Origin of the sequence: Porphyrobacter sp. YT40 (assembly GCF_006542605.1) — a bacterium.
In the GTDB taxonomy this organism is placed as follows: Bacteria; Pseudomonadota; Alphaproteobacteria; order Sphingomonadales; family Sphingomonadaceae; genus Erythrobacter.
On record NZ_CP041222.1, the window covers coordinates 2,328,314 to 2,348,370 of the forward strand.

Annotated in this window: 19 protein-coding genes; 18 read left to right on the forward strand and 1 reads right to left on the reverse strand. The window is 66.1% G+C overall.

Annotated elements, in window-relative coordinates; genetic code table 11:
- The first annotated feature begins 1 nt into the window (after position 1).
- The 15 genes from E2E27_RS18730 (at position 2) to E2E27_RS10970 (ending at position 14,837) form a co-directional block, all read left to right on the forward strand.
- Positions 2-145, forward strand: coding sequence for a hypothetical protein (locus E2E27_RS18730; protein ID WP_181443414.1), 144 nt, complete (start codon positions 2-4; stop codon positions 143-145).
- On the forward strand, positions 142-318 hold the full coding sequence (locus tag E2E27_RS18735) for a hypothetical protein (protein ID WP_181443415.1): 177 nt from the start codon (positions 142-144) through the stop codon (positions 316-318). The genes E2E27_RS18730 and E2E27_RS18735 overlap by 4 nt, the downstream gene beginning before the upstream one ends.
- Positions 318-1,610, forward strand: coding sequence for an NADH-quinone oxidoreductase subunit NuoF (nuoF, locus tag E2E27_RS10910; protein WP_141459096.1), 1,293 nt, complete (start codon positions 318-320; stop codon positions 1,608-1,610). Before E2E27_RS18735 ends, nuoF begins: the two co-directional genes overlap by 1 nt.
- Positions 1,610-3,625: an NADH-quinone oxidoreductase subunit NuoG gene (gene nuoG / locus E2E27_RS10915; RefSeq protein ID WP_141459098.1), complete on the forward strand. Its 2,016-nt coding sequence runs from the start codon at positions 1,610-1,612 to the stop codon at positions 3,623-3,625. The genes nuoF and nuoG overlap by 1 nt, the downstream gene beginning before the upstream one ends.
- A complete protein-coding gene (gene nuoH / locus E2E27_RS10920; protein WP_141459100.1) occupies positions 3,622-4,686 on the forward strand; it encodes an NADH-quinone oxidoreductase subunit NuoH in 1,065 nt (354 codons plus the stop codon). The genes nuoG and nuoH overlap by 4 nt, the downstream gene beginning before the upstream one ends.
- An 8-nt stretch (positions 4,687-4,694) precedes the next feature.
- Entirely contained in the window at positions 4,695-5,183 is a 489-nt protein-coding gene (gene nuoI, locus E2E27_RS10925; RefSeq protein WP_141459102.1) for an NADH-quinone oxidoreductase subunit NuoI, read from the forward strand.
- 129 nt (positions 5,184-5,312) lie between these two features.
- Positions 5,313-5,936, forward strand: coding sequence for an NADH-quinone oxidoreductase subunit J (locus tag E2E27_RS10930; protein WP_141459104.1), 624 nt, complete (start codon positions 5,313-5,315; stop codon positions 5,934-5,936).
- Positions 5,933-6,238 carry an NADH-quinone oxidoreductase subunit NuoK gene (nuoK, locus tag E2E27_RS10935; RefSeq protein WP_141459106.1) on the forward strand — a complete coding sequence of 102 codons (306 nt, stop codon included), beginning with the start codon at positions 5,933-5,935 and terminating at the stop codon, positions 6,236-6,238. The genes E2E27_RS10930 and nuoK overlap by 4 nt, the downstream gene beginning before the upstream one ends.
- Before the next feature lie 7 nt (positions 6,239-6,245).
- Complete coding sequence (gene nuoL / locus E2E27_RS10940) at positions 6,246-8,303, forward strand: NADH-quinone oxidoreductase subunit L (RefSeq protein ID WP_141459108.1); 2,058 nt, start codon at positions 6,246-6,248, stop codon at positions 8,301-8,303.
- 14 nt (positions 8,304-8,317) lie between these two features.
- Complete coding sequence (locus tag E2E27_RS10945; protein WP_141459110.1) at positions 8,318-9,871, forward strand: NADH-quinone oxidoreductase subunit M; 1,554 nt, start codon at positions 8,318-8,320, stop codon at positions 9,869-9,871.
- Entirely contained in the window at positions 9,871-11,352 is a 1,482-nt protein-coding gene (nuoN, locus tag E2E27_RS10950; protein WP_141459112.1) for an NADH-quinone oxidoreductase subunit NuoN, read from the forward strand. The genes E2E27_RS10945 and nuoN overlap by 1 nt, the downstream gene beginning before the upstream one ends.
- The gene (locus tag E2E27_RS10955; RefSeq protein ID WP_141459114.1) at positions 11,349-12,059 is read left to right on the forward strand and encodes a biotin--[acetyl-CoA-carboxylase] ligase; all 711 of its coding nucleotides are present in this window, start codon (positions 11,349-11,351) and stop codon (positions 12,057-12,059) included. The genes nuoN and E2E27_RS10955 overlap by 4 nt, the downstream gene beginning before the upstream one ends.
- Before the next feature lie 17 nt (positions 12,060-12,076).
- The gene (locus E2E27_RS10960) at positions 12,077-12,871 is read left to right on the forward strand and encodes a type III pantothenate kinase (RefSeq protein ID WP_141459116.1); all 795 of its coding nucleotides are present in this window, start codon (positions 12,077-12,079) and stop codon (positions 12,869-12,871) included.
- 23 nt (positions 12,872-12,894) lie between these two features.
- Complete coding sequence (locus E2E27_RS10965) at positions 12,895-14,550, forward strand: ribonuclease J (protein ID WP_181443416.1); 1,656 nt, start codon at positions 12,895-12,897, stop codon at positions 14,548-14,550.
- Positions 14,550-14,837, forward strand: coding sequence for a DUF1467 family protein (locus tag E2E27_RS10970; RefSeq protein ID WP_141459118.1), 288 nt, complete (start codon positions 14,550-14,552; stop codon positions 14,835-14,837). Before E2E27_RS10965 ends, E2E27_RS10970 begins: the two co-directional genes overlap by 1 nt.
- Here the strand turns inward: E2E27_RS10970 and E2E27_RS10975 are convergent.
- Entirely contained in the window at positions 14,834-17,368 is a 2,535-nt protein-coding gene (locus E2E27_RS10975; RefSeq protein ID WP_234036027.1) for a coiled-coil domain-containing protein, read from the reverse strand. The genes E2E27_RS10970 and E2E27_RS10975 overlap by 4 nt on opposite strands.
- An 88-nt stretch (positions 17,369-17,456) precedes the next feature.
- Here E2E27_RS10975 and E2E27_RS10980 point away from each other — a divergent pair, with 88 nt between their 5' ends.
- From E2E27_RS10980 to E2E27_RS10990, 3 genes are all read left to right on the forward strand, one after another.
- Positions 17,457-17,792: an Hpt domain-containing protein gene (locus E2E27_RS10980; protein WP_086607630.1), complete on the forward strand. Its 336-nt coding sequence runs from the start codon at positions 17,457-17,459 to the stop codon at positions 17,790-17,792.
- A gap of 114 nt (positions 17,793-17,906) precedes the next feature.
- Positions 17,907-19,109: a hypothetical protein gene (locus E2E27_RS10985; protein WP_181443417.1), complete on the forward strand. Its 1,203-nt coding sequence runs from the start codon at positions 17,907-17,909 to the stop codon at positions 19,107-19,109.
- 57 nt (positions 19,110-19,166) lie between these two features.
- Positions 19,167-20,057, forward strand: coding sequence for a hypothetical protein (locus E2E27_RS10990; protein WP_141459123.1), 891 nt, complete (start codon positions 19,167-19,169; stop codon positions 20,055-20,057).

The window sequence follows — 20,057 nt, forward strand, 5'->3', positions numbered from 1 at the left end:
GGTGACCGAAATCGCCACCCTCTTTGGCGCGCTGCTGCTGGCCTTCGTCGCCTACAAGCTGCTGATGGGCGTGATCCGCATCGGCGTGATCCTGCTTATCGTCGCGGTGGTGGCGGGCCTGTGGCAGCAGGGAGCGATCGGATGAACGGGGTGACGCTGCTCTTCGCGATCCTCGGGCTTACGGGCTTTGCGCTTGGCGCGGTGCTGACCGTGACCGGGCCTTACGAGATGGGCGTGATCGTGATGGGTATGGGCCTGATGTTTCAGGTAATTTCGCTGGTGCGCATCAGGCGCGCCAAGGCAAAGGGAACGCAGTGATGCTGGCTGACAAGGACCGCATCTTCACCAACCTCTATGGCTTCCAAGACTGGGGCCTAAAGGCAGCGCAGGCGCGCGGCGATTGGGACGACACCAAGGCGCTGCTCGCGCGCGGGCAGGACGCGATTATCGAGGAAATCAAGGCATCCGGCCTGCGCGGGCGGGGCGGGGCGGGCTTCCCGACGGGGCTCAAGTGGTCGTTCATGCCCAAGGAATCGCGTGACGGGCGGCCGAGCTTCCTCGTCATCAATGCCGACGAATCCGAGCCGGGTTCGTGCAAGGACCGCGAGATCATCCGCCACGATCCGCACAAGCTGGTCGAAGGCGCGCTAGTCGCTGGCTACGCGATGCGCGCGCGGGCGGCCTATATCTACATCCGCGGCGAATATATCCGCGAGGCCGAAACGCTGCAGAAGGCGATCTCAGAGGCCTATGACGCGGGCCTGATCGGCAAGAACGCCTGCGGTTCGGGCTACGACTTCGACGTCTTCATGCACCGCGGCGCGGGCGCCTACATCTGCGGCGAAGAGACCGCGATGATCGAGAGCCTCGAAGGCAAGAAGGGCCAGCCGCGCCTCAAGCCCCCGTTCCCGGCGGGCGCGGGCCTCTATGGCTGCCCGACCACGGTCAACAACGTCGAGAGCATCGCGGTCGCGCCGACGATCCTGCGGCGCGGGGCTGCGTGGTTCTCGTCCTTCGGGCGCGAGAACAACAAGGGCACCAAGCTGTTCCAGATCAGCGGCCACGTGGAAAAGCCCTGCGTCGTCGAGGAATCGATGAGCATCCCCTTCGAGGAACTGATCGAAAAGCACTGCGGCGGCATTCGCGGCGGGTGGGACAACCTGCTGGCGGTGATCCCGGGCGGTTCCTCGGTTCCGCTGGTGCCCGCCGCGCAGATCCGCAACGCGCCGATGGATTTCGACGGGCTGAAGGAGCTCGGCAGCGGTCTGGGGACGGCGGCGGTCATTGTCATGGACAAATCAACCGACATCGTCCGCGCGATTAGCCGCCTCTCCTACTTCTACAAGCACGAGTCCTGCGGCCAGTGCACCCCCTGCCGCGAAGGCACGGGCTGGATGTGGCGCATGATGGAGCGCCTGCGCACCGGCGATGCCGCGATCGAGGAAATCGACATGCTGCAGGAAGTCACCAAGCAGGTCGAAGGCCACACCATCTGCGCGCTGGGCGATGCCGCCGCTTGGCCGATCCAGGGGCTGATCCGGCATTTCCGCCCGGAGCTGGAGCGGCGGATCAACGAACACAACGCGCAATTCCAAGAGGCAGCCGAGTAATGCCCAAGGTCACCGTAGACGGTCAGGAAATCGAGGTCCCCGCGGGCGCCACAGTCCTTCAGGCGTGCGAGCTGGCGGGGAAGGAAATCCCGCGTTTCTGCTATCACGAGCGGCTCAGCATCGCGGGCAATTGCCGCATGTGTCTGGTCGAGGTGAAGCCCGGGCCGCCCAAGCCGCAGGCCTCCTGCGCGCTGCCGGCTGCCGATGGTCAGGAAATCCGCACCGACAGCCCGATGGTCAAGAAGGCCCGCGAAGGCGTGATGGAGTTCCTGCTCATCAACCACCCGCTCGATTGCCCGATCTGCGATCAGGGCGGCGAGTGCGATCTGCAGGATCAGGCGGTCGCCTATGGCCGCGGCGGCTCGCGCTATCACGAGAACAAGCGCGCGGTGACCGAGAAGTATATGGGCCCGCTGATCAAGACGATCATGACCCGCTGCATCCACTGCACCCGCTGCGTGCGCTTCTCGGAAGAGATCGCGGGCGTGGACGAGATCGGCGCGCTGTACCGCGGCGAGGATATGCAGATCACCACCTACCTCGAACAGGCGGCGGCGCATGAACTCAGCGCCAATGTGATCGACCTGTGCCCGGTCGGCGCGCTGACCTCGCGGCCCTATGCCTTCGAGGCGCGGCCGTGGGAGCTGAAGAAGACGCTCTCGATCGACGTGTCGGACGCGGTGGGGGCCAACATCACGCTTCACTCCAAGGGCCGCGAAGTCATGCGCGCGCTGCCGCGGGTGAATGACGACGTCAACGAGGAGTGGCTGTCGGACAAGGGCCGCTATCAGGTCGATGGCCTTACCAAGCGCCGCTTGGACCGCGTGTGGGTGCGCCGTGACGGCAAGCTCCAGCCTGCCGAGTGGACCGAGGCTTTCGGGATGATCGCCTCAGCGCTCGAAGGCGACAAGGCCAGCATCGCGGCGGTGGCGGGCGATCTGCTCGATGCCGAAACGATGTTTGCGGCCAAGGCGCTGGTCAATGCCTGCGGATCGCAACTCACCGAAGCGCGGCAGACCGGCATGACCTATGACGTGTCGAACCTTGCCGCGGTGAACTTCAACAGCACCTTTGCCGGGATCGAGACCGCCGACGCGATCCTGATCGTCGGCAGCAATGTCCGCTGGGAAGCGCCGCTGCTCAACGTCCGCCTGCGCAAGGCGGTCAAGGCGGGGGCCAAGGTCTATATCATCGGCCCCGAATGGGATCCGACCTATCCGGCGACCTTCCTCGGCAGCGACTTGAAGCTTTTGAACCGCATTCCCAAGGAACTGGGCGATGCGATGAAGGGTGCCAAGCGACCGGCGGTGATCCTCGGCGCGGCGGCGCTCGCCAAGGGCGCGCTCCCGGCGGCATTGAAGCTGGTCGACAAGTTCGATCTGGTGCGTGACGATTGGAACGGCTTCAACGTGCTGCACATCTCGGCGGCGCGCATGGCCTCGCTGATGCTCGGCTTCACGCTGCCGGGCGGGATGGGCGACATTGCGGCGGCCAAGCCCAAGGTGCTGCTCAGCCTCGGCGCCGACGAAATGGACTATGCTCCCTACGCGGGCAGCCTCAAGGTCTATATCGGCCACCACGGTGACAAGGGCGCGCATCACGCCGACATCATCCTGCCGGGTGCATCCTTCGCCGAGAAGGACGGGACTTACGTCAACGCCGAGGGCCGCGTGCAGTTCGCCGAGAAGGCGGTCTTTGCCCCCGGCGATGCGCGCGAGGACTGGACGATCTTGCGCGCGCTCGCCGATGCCCTGGGCGTCACCGTCGGCTTCGACAGCTTCGACCAGCTTCAGGCCGCGATGATCGCCGCCGTGCCCGCTTTGGGCGAAGAGGGCCTCGCGGATTACGGCGCGCTGCCGAAGGCGGACAGCGGCGCCAAGTTCGAGGGCGAGCTTGCGGGCTACCCGATCAAGGACTTCTACCTCACCAACCCCATCGCCCGCGCGAGCGAGGTGATGCAGCGTTGTTCGGACGAACTGCTCCACGGGGCTGACTTCAAGGAGGCCGCGGAATGACCGCCTTCTTCCAATCCCTCGGCCTGCCCTACGAATGGGCCTGGACCGTCGCGACGCTCGCGGCGATCCTGATCGTCTCGCTGCTCGTCATGTTCTCCGTCGCGATGGTGATCTATGTCGACCGCAAGGTGCTGGGCGCGATCATGATGCGGCGCGGGCCCAATGTGGTCGGGCCGTTCGGGCTGCTCCAGTCCTTCGCCGATGGCCTCAAGGTCTTTCTGCAAGAGACGATCATTCCAAGCGCCGCGAACAAGGGCATTTTCCTGATCGCGCCGATCATCACGTTCACGGTGGCGCTCGCGGCCTGGGCGGTGATCCCGTTCGATGCGGGCGTTGTGATTTCGGACATCAATGTCGGCCTGCTCTACATCCTCGCGATTTCCTCGATGGGGGTTTACGGTGTGGTGATGAGCGGGTGGGCGTCGAACTCAAAATACCCGTTCTTCTCGGCGATGCGCGCCTCGGCGCAGATGATCTCCTACGAAGTGTCGATCGGTTTCGTGCTGGTGTGCGTGGTGCTGTTTGCGGGGACGTTCAACCTTAGCGGCATCGTCAACGCGCAGCAGGGCTTCGGGCTGGGGCTGATCAACGCCTATGCGGTGCACCCGCTGCTGTTCCCGATGTGGGTGGTGTTCTTCATCTCGGCCCTCGCGGAGACCGCGCGCGCGCCGTTTGACCTGACAGAGGCCGAGAGCGAGCTCGTTGCGGGTTACCAGACCGAATATTCCTCGATGAGCTTCGCGCTGTTCTGGCTCGGCGAATATGCCAACATCCTGCTGATGTGCTCGCTGAACACGCTGCTGTTCTGGGGCGGGTGGCTGCCGCCGCTCGACATTCCGGTGCTCTACATGGTGCCGGGGATCATCTGGTTCCTGCTGAAGACCTTCGTGTTCTTCTTCATGTTCAGCTGGATCTGGGCGACCGTGCCGCGTTACCGCTACGACCAACTGATGCGCTTGGGCTGGAAAGTGTTCCTGCCGATGAGCCTGCTGTTCGTTGCGGCGACGAGCAGCTGGCTGATGGCTACCGGTGCCTTCGGCGAACAGTTCGCGATCTTTTGAGAGCTTCAATGACCACCGTCTCCCACCTCATCAAGAGCTTCACCCTCTGGGAATTCCTCAAGGCTCATGCCTTGACGCTGAAGTATTTCTTCAAGCCCAAGGTGACGATCAACTACCCCTTCGAGAAGGCCCCGCTCTCGCCCCGTTTCCGCGGTGAGCACGCGCTGCGGCGCTATCCCAACGGCGAGGAACGCTGCATCGCGTGCAAGCTTTGCGAGGCCGTGTGCCCCGCGCAGGCGATCACCATCGAGAGCGAGCCGCGCGAGGACGGCAGCCGCCGCACCACCCGCTACGACATCGACATGACCAAGTGCATCTATTGCGGTTTCTGCCAGGAAGCCTGCCCGGTCGATGCGATCGTCGAGGGGCCGAACTTCGAATATTCGACCGAAACCCGCGAGGAGCTGCTTTACGACAAGGCCAAGCTGCTTGCGAATGGTGACAAATGGGAAAGGGCCATCGCGGCCAACCTTGAAGCCGACGCACCCTACCGCTAGGGCGCGCCGAAATATGCAATGCCGCGAGGGTCGGGCGGACGACCGGCTCTCGCACAGGACTATGGGATCAATCTGGACGACACTCGGGACGGCGCGCTTGGCGGGTCATTCCGATGGTTGGGGATCATCATGATACAGGCCATCGCCTTCTATTTCTTCGCGACCATCGTGGTCGCCAGCGCCGTGATGGTCGTCATGGCGAAGAACCCCGTGCACTCGGTGCTGTGGCTGATCCTCGCGTTCTTCAATGCGGCGGGGCTGATGGTGCTGCTGGGCGCCGAGTTCATCGCGATGCTGCTGGTGATCGTCTATGTCGGCGCGGTCGCGGTGCTGTTCCTGTTCGTGGTGATGATGCTCGACATCGACTTTGCCGCGATGCGCGCAGGCTTTGCTCGCAATGCGCCGCTGGGGCTGCTGATTGCCGCCGTGCTGCTCGCCGAACTGCTGCTGGCGGTGGGCGCTTACAACGCGGGCGGGCTGACCCTCGGCACACCCGACGGCGTGACCGCGCAGCCGGAAGGCACGAGCAATATCGCCGCCTTGGGCACGCTGCTTTATGGCCGCTACATCGTGCTGTTCGAGATCGCCGGCATCATCCTGCTGGTCGCGATGATCGGCGCGATCGTGCTGACTTTCCAGCCGCCCAAGCCCGGCGCCCGCGCGCGGCAGGACGTGGGCAAGCAGATCCGTCGTCGTCCGGAGGATGCAACCGTTATGAAGAGCCCCGAAGTGGGCCAGGGGGTCGAGCTGTGATCGGTATCGAACATTATCTCACCGTCAGCGCGATCCTGTTCGTGCTGGGCGTGCTGGGGATTTTCCTCAACCGCAAGAACGTGATCGTCATCCTGATGGCGGTCGAGCTGATCCTGCTGAGCGTGAACCTCAATCTGGTCGCCTTCAGTGCATTCCTGAACGATCTGACGGGTCAGGTCTTTGCCATGCTGGTGCTGACCGTGGCGGCGGCAGAGGCAGCGATCGGGCTCGCGATCCTGGTGATCTATTTCCGCACCCGCGGTTCGATCGCGGTTGACGATATCAACCGGATGAAGGGGTGATTTCGCAGTGAATTCGATCCTTATCATCGTTTTCGCGCCGCTGCTCGCTGCCCTCGTCGCAGGGCTGGGCAACCGCATGATCGGCAATGTCGCCGCCAAGAGCGTGACGACCGGCGCGCTGTTCCTGTCGGCGGGCCTCAGCTGGCCGATCTTCCTCGGCTTCCTCGGCGGGAGCGAGACCGCGACTGTCGTGCCCGTGCTCAAGTGGGTTCAGAGCGGCACGCTGACATTCGACTGGGCGCTGCGCGTCGATACCCTCACCGCGATCATGCTGGTGGTAATCAACAGCGTGTCGGCGCTCGTCCACCTCTATTCCTGGGGGTACATGGAGGAAGACCCGGATCAGCCGCGCTTCTTCGCCTACCTCTCGCTGTTCACCTTCGCGATGCTGATGCTGGTGACGGCCGATAACCTCGTGCAGATGTTCTTCGGATGGGAAGGGGTGGGCCTTGCATCCTACCTGCTGATCGGTTTCTGGTTCCGGAAGCCCAGCGCGGGTGCGGCGGCGATCAAGGCCTTCGTGGTCAACCGCGTGGGCGACCTCGGCTTCATGCTCGGCATTTTCGGCACCTATCTGGTGTTCCAGACCACCTCGATCCCCGAGATCCTGGCGGCGGCGCCTGCCATGAGCGGATCGACGATCACCTTCGTCGGCATGCGCCTCTACACGATGGACATCCTGTGCATCCTGCTGTTCATCGGCGCGATGGGGAAGTCGGCGCAGCTGGGCCTGCACACCTGGCTGCCCGACGCGATGGAGGGGCCGACACCGGTCTCTGCGCTGATCCACGCGGCGACCATGGTGACGGCGGGCGTGTTCATGCTGTGCCGCCTCTCGCCGATGTTCGAGACCGCGCCGACCGCGCTGACCATCGTCACCATCGTCGGTGCCGCGACCTGCTTCTTCGCCGCCACGATCGGCACGACGCAGTGGGACATCAAGCGGGTGATCGCCTATTCGACCTGCTCGCAGCTCGGCTACATGTTCTTTGCCGCAGGCGTGGGCGCTTACGGCGCGGCGATGTTCCACCTGTTCACCCACGCTTTCTTCAAGGCGCTGCTGTTCCTTGGTGCGGGCTCCGTGATCCACGCGATGCACCACGAGCAGGACATGCGCTATTACGGCGGCCTCAGAAAGAAGATCCCGCTTACGTTCTGGGCGATGATGGCGGGCACGCTGGCGATTACCGGTGTCGGCATCCTGGGCGCGTTCGGCTTTGCGGGCTTCTATTCGAAGGACGCGATCCTCGAAGCCGCCTTCGCGCGCCATAACGGGGCGGGGCAGTTCGCCTTCTGGGCCGGGGCGATCGCGGCGCTGCTCACCAGCTTCTATTCGTGGCGTCTGATGTTCCTGACCTTCTGGGGCAAACCGCGCTGGGCGCAGTCGGAGCATATCCAGCACGCAGTTCACGATGGCCATCACGATTCCGAGCATGGCAACGCGCCGCGGCAGGAAGATGCCGGGCACGATGCGCATCACGACGTTCCCTCACCCGAAGATCACGAAGGCACGGCGGGCTACCATCCACACGAAAGCCCGGCCTCGATGCTGATCCCGCTCGCCATCCTGAGCATCGGCGCGGTGTTTGCGGGCTTCGTGTTCCACACGCAGTTCATCGACGGCGAAGCCTTCTGGAACGGCGCGATCTTCTACAATGAAGACCTCATCCACGCGATGCACGGCGTGCCGCTGTGGGTGAAGCTGACCGCGACCGTGGTGATGCTGATCGGTCTGGCCGGGGCTTACGTCGCCTATATCGCCAAACCTGACATTCCGGCCAAGTTCGTCGCCACCTTCGGCGCGCTTCACAACTTCGTCTATCGCAAGTGGTACTTCGACGAGCTCTATGACGCGATCTTCGTGAAGCCTGCCTTCGCGCTGGGCCGCGCCTTCTGGAAGTTCGGCGATATCGGCACGATCGACCGCTTCGGTCCCAACGGCATCGCCTGGGTGGTCGAGCGCTCGTCGGTCGCGGCGAAGTCTATCCAGTCGGGCTACGTCTACACCTATGCGCTGATCATGCTCCTCGGGCTGGTCGCCGCTGTCACCTACGTTCTGCTTTAGGAGCGCGCTTCGTAATGGAAGGCCTTCCCATCCTGTCGCTGATGATGCTCGTGCCGCTGGCCGGCGCGCTGGCGTGCCTGTTTTCGGGCGCCAGTGCCGCCCGCTGGATCGCGCTCGGAGCGACGCTTGTCACCTTCGTTCTCGGCGTGGTGCTGTGGTCCAATTACGAGATCGGCGGGCCGCAATGGCAGTTCACCGAGCGTGCCGAGCTGTTCGCGGGCTTCAGCTATGCGCTGGGGATCGACGGGATTGCGCTGCTGCTGATCATGCTCAGCGTGTTCCTGATGCCGGTCTGCATTCTGGCCAGCTGGGAGGCGATCGAAAAGCGGGTCGGCGAATACATGGCGGCCTTCCTGTTCATGGAAGTGCTGATGATCGGCACCTTCGCGGCGCAGGACCTGTTCCTGTTCTACGTCTTCTTCGAGGCGGGCCTCATCCCGATGTATCTGATCATCGGCGTGTGGGGCGGGGACAACCGCATCTACGCGAGTTACAAGTTCTTCCTCTACACGCTGCTCGGCTCGGTGCTGATGCTGATCGCGATGTTCTGGATGGTGGCCGAGGCGGGCACCTCCGACATCCCGACGCTGATGCAATACGGCTTCCCGCCCGCAGCGCAGACATGGCTGTGGCTGGCGTTTTTCGCGAGCTTTGCAGTCAAGGTGCCGATGTGGCCGCTGCACACCTGGCTGCCCGACGCGCACGTGCAGGCGCCGACCGCGGGCTCGGTGATCCTCGCGGGCGTGCTGCTGAAGCTCGGCGGATATGGTTTCATCCGCTTCAGCCTGCCGATGTTCCCCGAAGCTTCGGCGCAGTTTGCATGGCTGGTCTTCGCGCTGTCGATGATCGCGGTTGTCTACACCTCGCTGGTGGCTCTGGTGCAGGCCGACATGAAGAAGCTGATCGCCTATTCCTCGGTCGCGCACATGGCGATCGTGACCGTGGGCCTGTTCGCCTTCAACGTGCAGGGGCTCGAGGGCGCGATGATCGTGATGCTGTCACACGGCCTCGTCTCGGGCGCGCTGTTCCTTTGCGTGGGCGTGATCTACGACCGGCTCCACACCCGCGAGATTGCGCGTTATGGGGGGCTCGCGATCAACATGCCCTATTACGCGCTGTTTTTCCTGCTGTTCACCATGGCGAGCATCGGCCTGCCGGGCACCAGCGGCTTCGTTGGCGAGTTCCTGTCGCTGGCGGGGATCTACCAGACCTCGAGCCTCGTGGCGCTGATCTGCACGACCGGGATCATTCTGGGCGCGGCCTATATGCTCTACCTCTATCGCCGCGTTGCGTTCGGCGGGCAGGTGAACGAGGATGCTGCCGCGATGCGCGACATTTCGGCGCGTGAATGGATCATGATGGCCCCGATCGCTGCCGCCGTGCTGTGGATGGGTGTCTACCCCGAGAGTTTCCTCGCCCCGATGCGCGCCGATATCGCCGTGCTCGATGCCCGTCTTTCCTCCGTTGCCCCCGCGTCCGACGCCCAGCTTGCACCCGGCACGCCCCGCGCCGAGGCCGCGAATGCGATGCCCCACCACGAAAACGCCGCCGGGGAGGGCGCGCACTGATGGATTTCGTCCCTTCCTTCGCCCTGACGCTTCCCGAACTGGTGCTGACCGGCACCGGCCTCGTGCTGCTGTTGGTAGCCGCCTGGGGCGGTGACAAGGCCGCGCGCGCCATCGCGATTGCGGCAGCCACCGCGCTGTTCGTCGCGGGCGTGTTGCTGGTGCCGCAATTGCACACCGGCGCTGATGGCCCGGCCACGCTGGCGTTCGGCGGGCTGCTCAAGATCGATAGCTTCGCGCTCTTCGCCAAGGCGCTGATCTATCTTGCCGCGATCGCCGCGCTGATGGTTGCGCCTGCCTTCTTCGCTGGCCCGGTCGCGGGCACCGAACGCGGGATGCGCGCCGAATATCCGGTGCTGGTACTGTTCGCAGCCGTCGGCATGAGCATCATGGTCTCGGCCAATGATTTCATGAGCCTCTATCTCGGGCTGGAGCTGAACAGTCTCTCGGCGTATGTGCTCGCAGCGATCCTGCGCCGCGATACGCGCTCGGGCGAGGCGGGACTCAAGTACTTCGTGCTCGGCGCGCTCGCTTCGGGCATCCTGCTCTACGGGATGAGCCTGCTCTACGGCTTCACCGGCGGCACGGCGTTCGGCGCGGTGCGTGCGGGGCTGACAGGCGAAATGGGCACCGGCGCGCTGCTGGGCGTGATCTTCGTGCTCTCGGGCCTCGCCTTCAAGATCAGCGCCGTGCCGTTCCACATGTGGACGCCAGACGTCTACGAAGGCGCGCCGACCCCCGTCACCGCCTTCTTCGCCACCGCTCCCAAGGTCGCCGCCGTCGCGCTCACCGCGGGTGTGGTGTTCGAGGTGTTCGGCGGTCAGGTGCAGGCCTGGCAGCAGATCGTTATGTTCATGGCGCTGGCCTCGATCATCTTCGGCGCGCTGGGGGCGATCGGGCAGGAAAATCTGAAGCGCCTGCTGGCCTATTCCTCGATCAACAATATCGGCTTCATCCTGCTCGGCCTTGCGGTCGCCAATCCGGCGGGCGCGAGTGCGATGCTGGTCTACCTGTTCATCTATGTCGCGATGAGCATCGGCAGCTTCGTCGCGCTGTTGATGCTGCGGGGCGAGGACGGCCAGCTATTCGAGACCTTCGCCGACATCCGCGGACTTTCGGTCACCCGTCCGGCGATTGCCTGGGCGCTGCTGATCTTCATGTTCAGCCTCGCCGGCATTCCGCCGCTGCTGGGCTTCTACAGCAAGTTCGTGGTGTTTCAGGCGACCATCGAGGCGGGCCTCGTCGCTTTCGGCGCGATCGCCATCGCGGCGAGCGTGATCGGGGCGTTCTACTACATCAAGTTCGTCAAGGTGATGTTCTTCGATGAGCCTGCGGGCGTCGTCACCGGCAAGAGCGAGACAGGCCATTGGGTGCTGCTGGGCCTCACGGCGCTGATCATCTCGCCGCTCGGCTACCTGCTCACGCCGTCGCTGACCGATCTGGCCGACAAGGCCGCCCGGTCGCTCTTCATCGTTCTGGTTTGATCACGCTCACCGAACAGACCGGCTCGACCAACGCCGATCTCGCCGCCGCGCTGCGCAGCGGGGAGGGCTGGGCCGAAGGGCACTGGCTGGTTGCCCGCCGCCAGACCGCCGGGCGCGGGCGGCAGGGGCGCGAATGGTTCGACGGAGCGGGCAACTTCATGGGCTCGACCGCCGTCGCGGTGGGAGAGGGCGGCCCGCCGCCTGCCACGCTGAGCTTCGTCGCGGCGCTCGCGGTGCGCGATGCCGCCGCCGCCGCGCTGGGCGAGGATGCGCCGCTTGCGCTGAAATGGCCCAACGACGTGCTGCTCGACGGCGGCAAGCTGTCGGGCATCCTGCTCGAAATGGTACGCGGGCATATTGTCGTCGGCATCGGGGTGAACCTCGCGCACGCTCCGCAGGTCGAAGGCCGCAAAACCGCTGCGCTCGCGGATATCGGTGCGCCGCCGTCGCTCGAAAGCTTCGCCGAAAACCTTGCCGCAGCCTTCGACCGCCGGCTCGCAGGCTGGCGCACCTATGGGCTTTTGCCGACGCTCCACGCCTTTCTCGGCCAGTCGCTCCACGCGCAGGGTTCGCCGCTCACCGTCCACGATACCGACGGTTCGGTTCTTTCCGGCTCCTTCGCCGGGCTGGAGGAAAGTGACGGCGCCTTGCGGCTGCGCTTGGCGGATGGCAGCGAACGTGTCATTCGCGCTGGCGATATTTCCTGAAAGAAGGACCGCCTCCCATGCTGCTCGCCGCCGATGTCGGGAACACCAATGTCGTCTTCGCGCTGTTCGATCTGAACGCGGATGGCACCCACACCACCCGCGCGCGCTGGCGCATCGCCACCGACCCGCGCCGCACAGGTGACGAATATGCCGTCTGGCTGCTCCAGCTGCTCAAGATCGAGGGGGTGGAGCGCGAGCAGATCACGCAGATCATCGTTGCATCGGTGGTGCCGCGCGCCGATCACAACCTCACCGTGCTGTGCCAGAAATATTTCGGGATCACCCCGCTGTTTGCCGGACAGGGCGCGGCCCGCTGGCGGTTCGAGATCGATGTCGATCAGCCGTCATCGCTTGGCGCCGACCGTGCGCTCAACATCCTCGCCGCGCATCACAAGTACGGCGGCGATCTGATCGTGGTCGATTTCGGCACCGCCACCAAGTTCGAAGCGGTCGATTTCACCGGCGCCTACAAGGGCGGGTCGATCGCGCCGGGGATCAACCTTTCGCTTGACGCGCTGGTCGGCAAGACCGCCAAGTTGCCGCGCATCGCGATCAAGGCCCCGGCCAGCCGCAGCGTCATCGGCCGCAACACCGAAGACCAGATGCTGATCGGCGTGTTCTGGGGCTATGTCGCGATGATGGAGGGGATGGTCGCCAGGATGAAGGTCGAAATCGGCCGCCCGGCAAAGGTTGTAGCGACCGGCGGGCTCGCCATATTGTTCGATGACGCGACCGACATCTTCGACCACGTCGATGCCGATCTCACCCTTGATGGCCTCGCCATCCTTGCGCGCCAGGCCGCAACCGCCTGAGCCGCGCCAACGTAAGAGACATTGTGAAAAAAGATTTTACCCCCGAAGACGAATTGCTGTTCCTTGCCCTCGGCGGCTCCGGTGAGATTGGCATGAACGTCAATCTCTATGGCTGCCAGGGAAAGTGGCTCATGGTCGATCTGGGCATGACCTTCTCGGGCAACGAATATCCCGGCGTCGAACTGGTCTTTGCCGACCTCGACTTCATTGAGGAACGCAGCCGTGATCTGCTCGGCATCGTGCTGACTCACGCGCATGAAGACCACATCGGCGCGGTGCCCTATTTCGCGGGCGAGCTCGGCGTGCCGCTCTATGCCACGCCCTTCACCGCGGATCTGGTGGCGCGCAAGCTGGAAGAGGCCGGGCTGCTCGGCAAGGTCGAGCTCAACATCATCGAGGAGGATCACGGCGAAATCGAACTCGGCCCCTTCACCATCACCTACCTCCCGCTCGCCCACTCGATTGCCGAGGGCAACGCGCTGCTGATCGACACGCCGCACGGGCGCATCTTCCACACCGGCGACTGGAAGCTCGACGATGATCCGATCATCGGCGAACCCACCACCGAGGAAGAACTGCGCGAAATCGGCGAGGAAGGCGTGCTCGCGCTGGTGTGCGATTCCACCAATGTCTTCAATCCCAACCCCTCGGGCAGCGAGGGCGCGGTGCACAAGGCGCTGATGGAGGAAGTCGCGCGCCACAAGGGCAAGCGCGTCGTTGTCACCACCTTTGCGAGCAATGTCGCGCGCCTGCAAACGCTGGGCGAAGTCGCGCGCGAAACCGGGCGGCAATTGTGCGTCGCGGGCCGCTCGCTCGACCGCATCATCGAGGTCGCGCAGGATAACGGCTATCTCGAGGACTTCCCCAAGCCGATCGATTTCGACACCGCGATGGGACTTCCGCGCGGCGAGGTGCTGATCATCGCCACTGGCGGGCAGGGCGAACCACGCGCGGCGCTCGGCCGGATGGCGGACATGAACCATCCGATCGAACTGGTCGCGGGCGACGTGGTGCTGTTCTCCTCGCGCCAGATTCCGGGCAACGAGATCGCGATCGGCAAGATCCAGAACCAGCTCGCCGCACGCGGGATCGAGATGGTGACCGACCGGCAGGCGCTGATCCACGTTTCGGGTCATCCGGGACGGCCGGAGCTTGAGGCGCTTTACTCGTGGCTCAAGCCCGAGGTGCTGGTGCCCGTCCACGGCGAGATCCGCCACATGGCCGAACAGGCGCGGCTCGGGAAGGCCTGCGGCATCCCGGCGCAGGTGGTGCAGAAGAACGGCGACATCGTGCGCCTTGCTCCCGGCAAGCCGGGCAAACTCGCCGAGGTGCGCGCCGGACGTCTGGTGCTCGACGGCGACATCATCTCGCCTGCCGATGGCGACGCGATCACCATGCGCCGCCGGATCGCGGGCGAGGGCGTGGTCGTCGTCGTGCTGGCGCGCGGCAGCCGTCCGGTAATCGAAGCCGTGGGCCTGCCGCTCGACGAAGACCTGCCCGATTTCCTCGAAGAAGCCTCGAACGACGTTCTGACCGCGATCAACCGTCTGAAAGGCCGCGATGCCAAGGACGAGAGCGCGATCCGTGAGGCCGCGCGCCTTGCCGCCCGCCGTGCGGCCCAGCGCTGGTCGGGCAAGCGCCCGCAGGTGCGCGTGGTCATGCCGGGGGCTGCGGCCTGATGGCGATCACTTCGATCCTTGCGATCTATTTCCTGTTCTTCGTGATGAGCGGCTTTCTCATGCTGCCCTTCGGCGTGAAGACCGCGGACGAAGCAGGGGTGGAGAAGGTGCCGGGGCAGGCCGACAGTGCGCCGGTCAATTTCCGGCCCGGCCGGGTCGCCGCGCGCGCTGCGGTGATCGCGGCGGTGCTGACCGCGCTGTTCGTCGCCAATTACACCAATGGCTGGATCACCGCGGCGGACATCGACATTCTGCCCAAGCCGCCGGGATCCGCGCCCGCGCGTTAAGTGCGCAGGCGCTGGATCGCCTGGGCGAGCGCAACGTAGAGCTTGCCGATGTCCGATCCCAGCATCGTCACGCTCAGCACGTGCCCATCGCGGGTCGAGAGGGTCTGCCGCAGCAGCGCCTCGAAATCGTGGATGTAGCGGCTGACATTGGCCTTGAACGCATCATCGCTGGAATAGAGCGCGGCGATGTCGCGCGCCGTGCCATTGTCGATCAGGCGGACTGCGCGGCGGGTGAAGATGCCGCGGTCGCCCTTCAGGTAAGCGTCCCACGCCGTGTCGGTCACCTCGGTCGCAATCGCGCTGGTAATGTCGATCGCGGCGGAGTTGAGGCTATCGGTGATCAGCGCCATGCGGCGGGTGAAGTCGTTGTTGACCTGTTCCTCGGCCAGTTCGCGCGCGCGGGTGACGCGCTGTTCGAGGTTGCCGGTGAGTTCGTTGACCTTCACCAGCTGGTCGCGCAGCTGGATCGCGGCCTCGCGCCCGACGCCCGAGGCATGGGCGGCGGACTGCTCGAGCTTGCCGAGCGTCGCCGCCGTCTCGTTGCGCAGGCTGCGTTCGAGCACCTCGACAGCTTCCGCGCCGAGGCTTTCGGCCAGCGTCCGGGCCTTGTCGCGCGTGCCCCCTTCGAGCGTGGCGAAGGCTTGGGTAATCGCGGTTTCCAGCGCGGCGAGCGCTTCGCGCAAGGCGTCCTGCGTTTCGCCCGCAAGCGCGCCGCTTTCCTCGGCCAGCCGGGCGAAGCCGCCGCGCAGGCCTTGCAGGCGGGCAAGGGCATCCTCGCTGTCCTCGGCGAGGCGCGACTTGAAGCCGGCGATGGCCACTTCGGCGGCGTCGATATCCGCGCGGGTGCGCAGCAGGTAGTCCGACAGATCGCTGCCCGCATCGGTGCTCCGCAGCATCAGCGCCTCGACCTTGCCTGCGCGGGCTTCGACCTCTTCCAGCGCGCCGCTGGCTCCGCTGATTGCCTGCGTCAGATCGGTCTCGCAGGTGCGCGCGCCCGATTGCAGGATTTCCAGCAGGCGCACGCCGCTGTCGGTCAGCTGCGCCAACTGCGCCTCGGTGGCGGCAAGTGCTGCGCGCTTTTCCTCGAGTTGCTGCGCCAGCGTTTCCATGCCCGCGCCCAGATTCACGCTCACTGTCGCCGCCGAAGCGTCGATCGCGGCGATCTGCGCGCCGAGCTCACCTGCGCGGGCGGTCAGCGTTTCGCCATGCGCGACCAGCTGCGCGATCTCGGCGAGCTGCGCCTCACGCCGCTGGGCGAGCGAATCGTCGAGCGCGGCGAGGCGTTGCGCAAGCACTTCGCTCGCCTGCGCCTCGTGCGTCTCGAACGCGGCCTGACGCTGCTGGATCGCCTCCTCGAACTGGCGCGCGCGTTCGGCCAGCTGGTTGTCGATCCGCAATGCCTCGTCGCGCAGCTCGGTCATGCGTTGCGCGGTGGCGGAGCCGGTGCTGCGGTCGAGCTCGTCAACCAGCCTGAGCTTTTCGACCATGGTATCGTGGAGCGCGCCGATGGCGGCGGCAAAGCCGCTCTGCGCGTTGGTGGCGGCTTCGGTGAGGCGCGCGGCAATGCCATCGGTCGCTTCGGCTGCGGCCGCCGCGCGGGCGGCCTGTGCGGCGAGGGCTTCTTCCTCGAGGGTGGCGAGGCGCTGGCGATAGGCCTCGGCCTCGCTCTGAAGCGCGCCGAAGCGTTCGGTGATCAGCGCCTCGATCCGGGTGCCCTGCACTTCGAACTGATCGAGCGCATCGCCGACCTGCCCGGTCAGGCGGGCAACCTGCGTCTCGCTGGTCGCGCCCGCTTCGGTCAGCTGCGTCAGCCCGCTCGAGAGGCGCGCGAGTTGATCCTCGGCCACGCGGCCCGCGCTGCCGATCTGGTTGGCGACATCGCGCGCGGCGTTGGCGATTACCGGCAGATCGTCGCGCAGCCGGTTCATGTTGCCGAGCGCCGTTTCGCTGGTGGTGGCGATGCTGTCGACCTGCGCGCCGTTGCTGACAATCAGCGCCTGCAATTCGCCCGCATGGGTGGAAATCCGCTCCGCCGCGATCCGGCCCAGCGCTTCGAGGTCGCGCGCCTGTGCGCTGATAAACTCGCGCGCGAGGCTGAGTTCGCGATTGACGATCTTGAGCCGCGCTTCGAGCGCCGCGCTTTCGCGATTCATATGCGCCGCCGTGACCGCAAAGCGCCGCGCTTCGGCCTGCGAATTGCGCATCGCGAGCAGCCAGGCGATCCCGACGAGCGCGACCGGCACGGCCCATTGCACCACCCATTCGGCCCATTGCGCAGGAGCGGCGCCGGCCTGCATGGCGGAGAGATGCGCCCAGACGAAGAAGCCGGTCCACCCGGCCACCGCAAGGCCCGCCAGCACCGGAGCAAGCCAGTGTGCGCTGCCTGAAACCGGCGCGTCTTCGGCGCCCGCGTCAGCCGCGTAATCGCCCAGATCGAGCGTCTCTTCGCTGCCCACCTGCATCGCCTCTTCCGCGCCCGAAGCCGCTTCGCCCGCGCCATTCTCGCTGCTGCCGCGCCCGAGGGCGCGCATTTGATGCCGTTCTGCCATTCGCCGGTCATACCACAGCCGGAATCGGGATAAACCCCGCATTAACCCAATTCGCGTTAAGCCGTTGGATATGGCATTCAATCATGGCGCTCTCGATGCAACACTGGCCGCTGCAGCCGGCGATGATGCCGCCTTGCTGCGGGAATTGCGTGCGGCCTTTATCGAGAGCGCGACGCGCCAGCTCGATCTGCTCAAGCGCGCGCGCTGCGACGGCAATTGGCACGTGGCGGCGATGCGGCTGAAGGGCCTCGCCGCCAGCTTCAACGCCGAAGACCTGCTGCAGGCTGCCGAAATCGCGCTCCACGCCGCCCCGGGCGAGCCGATGGCGATCCGCGAAGTCGAGGGCGTGCTCGCCCGCTTCACCCGCGCGCAGGCCGCCGAATTGCGCCGCAGCGCGGGTCGCTGATCCGCCGCAACGTTCCCTGCGCGGGTCAGGCACCGCGCATCCCCGCTTGAACAGCGCCGCGCAAACCGCCAATCTCTTCGCCTTGAACTGCCAGGCAAGGGGAAGACCACCACCATGCGCATCGGCCTGATGGCCGCACTTCGCCGCAGCGATGACGGGCGTCCGCGCGCCGCGCTTCCGATCGCCGGTCGCCCGGTGCTGGCGTGGCAGGCGGCGCTGCTCGAGGCGCTGGGGGTGGAGCGGGTGCTGTGCCTTGTCGAGAGCCCTTCGCCCGAACTGCTCGCCGTGCAGCACGATCTGGAACGCCGCGGCATCGGCTTTCATGCGCTCCAGAGCTTTGCCGCCCTGCCGGCGCTGGTGAGGGCCGAGGATGATCTAATCGTCGTGGCGGACGGGCTCGTGCCCGATCCCGATCGGGCGCACGCGGCGCTCGGCGAGGCGGGGGCATGGCAGCGGGCGGTCGCCGCCTTGCCCGCCGATCACCCCTTGACCGCGCCCCACCCGGATGATTTCGAGCGGATCGACGCCGCGCGCCGCTGGGCCGGGGTGCTGGCGATGCGCGGCGCGCCGGTGCAGCAACTTGCCGACTTTCCGCCCGATTCCGATGCAATCAGCCTGCTGTTGCGGCTCGCCTCGCAGGCAGGCACTCCCTGCCACGATCTCGCTGCCACCGATATGGCAGAGGGCCGCTGGCTGCTCGCGTCTGATGCCGCGCAGCTGCGTGAGGCCGAGCGTGCGATGATCGCCCGCGCAGCACCGCCGCCGGATTGGCGCGCGCCTCTGGCGGGGCTGGCGGCGCTGGTGGTGAGAGCGCTCGCGCCCAAGGGGCTCGCACAAGGCGTGACGCTGGCGGGCGGAATTGCCCTGGTGTTGCTGCTCGCTGCCGTCATGACGTCAGCCTTCGGCCCTGCGGCGGCCGGCATTGCGCTGGCGGGTCTCGGCGCTATCGCAGCCCAGATCGCCGCCAGCCAGAGCGCGCTGGTGGCCGGGTTGCAGCGACGGAGCGCTGATCGCCGGCACTCGGGCACGCCCGCGCTGGCGGCGGCGATCGATGCGCTCGCGGCATTGTGCCTGTGGTTTGCGCTGGCACCCTGGCCCCAGTGGCAGCCCCTCGCCGCGCTCGGCCCCGTGGCGATCGGCCTCGCCCGGTTGGCGGGGCGGGGAGAGGAGGGAGCGCTAGTGGTAATCTCGGGCGACCGGGCTGCCTTGCTGCTCGCCCTCGCGCTGGCGGCGGTCTTCGGGCTTTTACCCGAAGCGCTGGGGTGTCTCGCCTTGGGGCTATTGGCAGCTTTGCTGCTGCGCAAGCCGCGGATGTGATCTAACGCGGTCTTAACTATGCGGGGCGTATCCCTTGCAAGGATGGACGAACACGGAATGGACCTGGCCGCCGACCCAGCTGTCGAGGCAATCCTCGCGGACGCGCTCGCGCGCGAGTCCCGCGCGCTGGGTGCTGTCGTTCCGGTGCTGCGCCATCTGCTGGCGAGCGAGGCCAATGGGCTGGTGAGCGACGCGATCCTCGCGCGGGTGCGCGGGATGATCGGCGATCTGGCGGCGCAATTGCTGGCCGCCGCCGATGGTCACGATCCGGCGACGCGGCTTGCCCCCTCCGAAACGCGCGATCCGCTGGCCGAGCGGCTGATCGCGAATGAGGCGCTGCTCACCCATTGTCATGCGCTCGCCGCCGAGAGCCTGCTCGCCGAAAGGCTCCAACAGCGCCACGCAATCGATCCGGTGCTGAGCCCGCTGTTGCAGGAGCTGATCGCCGCCGAAGACCCGGCCATCGCCAGCCTCGCGATGGGTACACTCGCCGCGCAATCGCGCTTCGTGCAGGGCGCGCGCCGGATGGAACTGCCGCTGGGCGAGCTGCCGGCCGAACTGTTCCACGACGTGATTGCCCATGCAGGGGCGGGCGGGGCACAGGCGCAGGCGGGTTATGACGAGGCGGCGAGCCGGATCGGGCTGCTGGCGCGGCTCGTAGCGGCGATGCGGCGCGGGGCGCTCGCGGCGCTGGCGCTCGATCATGCGGGCCTTGCGCTGTTCGCCACGGCGCTGGCCGCTGTCGCGCGACAGCCGCGCGCGCAGGCGGTGCTGGCGTGCCATGAAGGGCAGGGCCTGCGGCTTGCGCTGATGCTGCGCGCGGCAGGGCAAAGCCTGCCCGCCGCCGAGCGCCAGCTGACGCTGATCGATCCCACCGCCCACCTGCCGCGCGGCTTTGCCGATCTGGATGAAGCCCGCGCGTCTGCTCTCCTCGGGCAGTCCTTGTGA

Excerpts from the sequence above, each read along its gene's own strand:
- nuoH (WP_141459100.1), top strand. The coding sequence starts at position 3,622 with ATGACCGCCTTCTTCCAATCCCTCGGCCTGCCCTACGAATGGGCCTGG.
- E2E27_RS10975 (WP_234036027.1), bottom strand. The coding sequence starts at position 17,368 with ATGCGCGCCCTCGGGCGCGGCAGCAGCGAGAATGGCGCGGGCGAAGCG.
- nuoN (WP_141459112.1), top strand. The coding sequence starts at position 9,871 with ATGGATTTCGTCCCTTCCTTCGCCCTGACGCTTCCCGAACTGGTGCTG.
- E2E27_RS10980 (WP_086607630.1), top strand. The coding sequence starts at position 17,457 with ATGGCATTCAATCATGGCGCTCTCGATGCAACACTGGCCGCTGCAGCC.
- nuoI (WP_141459102.1), top strand. The coding sequence starts at position 4,695 with ATGACCACCGTCTCCCACCTCATCAAGAGCTTCACCCTCTGGGAATTC.
- nuoF (WP_141459096.1), top strand. The coding sequence starts at position 318 with ATGCTGGCTGACAAGGACCGCATCTTCACCAACCTCTATGGCTTCCAA.
- E2E27_RS10970 (WP_141459118.1), top strand. The coding sequence starts at position 14,550 with ATGGCGATCACTTCGATCCTTGCGATCTATTTCCTGTTCTTCGTGATG.
- E2E27_RS10945 (WP_141459110.1), top strand. The coding sequence starts at position 8,318 with ATGGAAGGCCTTCCCATCCTGTCGCTGATGATGCTCGTGCCGCTGGCC.
- E2E27_RS10985 (WP_181443417.1), top strand. The coding sequence starts at position 17,907 with ATGCGCATCGGCCTGATGGCCGCACTTCGCCGCAGCGATGACGGGCGT.
- nuoG (WP_141459098.1), top strand. The coding sequence starts at position 1,610 with ATGCCCAAGGTCACCGTAGACGGTCAGGAAATCGAGGTCCCCGCGGGC.
- E2E27_RS18735 (WP_181443415.1), top strand. The coding sequence starts at position 142 with ATGAACGGGGTGACGCTGCTCTTCGCGATCCTCGGGCTTACGGGCTTT.
- E2E27_RS10990 (WP_141459123.1), top strand. The coding sequence starts at position 19,167 with ATGGACCTGGCCGCCGACCCAGCTGTCGAGGCAATCCTCGCGGACGCG.
- E2E27_RS10930 (WP_141459104.1), top strand. The coding sequence starts at position 5,313 with ATGATACAGGCCATCGCCTTCTATTTCTTCGCGACCATCGTGGTCGCC.
- E2E27_RS10960 (WP_141459116.1), top strand. The coding sequence starts at position 12,077 with ATGCTGCTCGCCGCCGATGTCGGGAACACCAATGTCGTCTTCGCGCTG.